Origin of the sequence: Amycolatopsis sp. SID8362 (assembly GCF_010550475.1) — a bacterium.
Classification (GTDB): Bacteria; Actinomycetota; Actinomycetes; order Mycobacteriales; family Pseudonocardiaceae; genus Amycolatopsis; species Amycolatopsis eburnea.
In genome coordinates this window covers 1-476 of record NZ_JAAGNB010001346.1, presented here as the reverse complement: position 1 = coordinate 476, position 476 = coordinate 1, and the positions used below count along the sequence as shown (strand labels likewise).

Genomic DNA, 476 nt, shown 5'->3' with positions numbered 1-476 from the left:
CCACACCACGAGCACCGCGAGCGCGCCCGCCGCGCCGGCGTGCGGCAGGACGAACACCGACGCCGCGATCGCCGCCGCCGCGACGGCGAAGGCCAGGCGGGGACGGCGGCTCGCACCCGCCAGGAACGTCCCGGCGATCCCCGCGACCCCGTACACCAGCAGGTAAAGACTGAGCAGGCCGGGCCGGACGACGTCGCGCAGCAGCGGCGTGAGGTAGGTGTAGGTGCCGAAGTGGGCCAGCACGACGAGGAACGTCACGATCAGTCCACTTCGGACACCGTGCCGACGCAGGAGTCCGAACAGGACAGTCGGCCGCGTGCTCTCTTCCGGTGGCAGGGAAGGCGTGAAGACCAGCAATGCGGCGGCCGTGCCGAGGCTCAGCAGGCCGAGCAGGAGGAACGCCGTCCGCCAGCCGGCGAGCTGCCCGACGAGGGTGCCGAGCGGCACGCCCAGCACCGAACCCAGCGGCACGGCGG

The 476-nt window shown here is 73.1% G+C and carries 1 protein-coding gene; it reads right to left on the bottom strand.

Going from position 1 to position 476, the window contains the following annotated elements; all coding sequences use genetic code 11:
• Window positions 1-476, bottom strand: a 476-nt coding sequence (locus G3I65_RS41250) for an MFS transporter (protein WP_160700894.1), incomplete at both ends; no start/stop codon positions are given.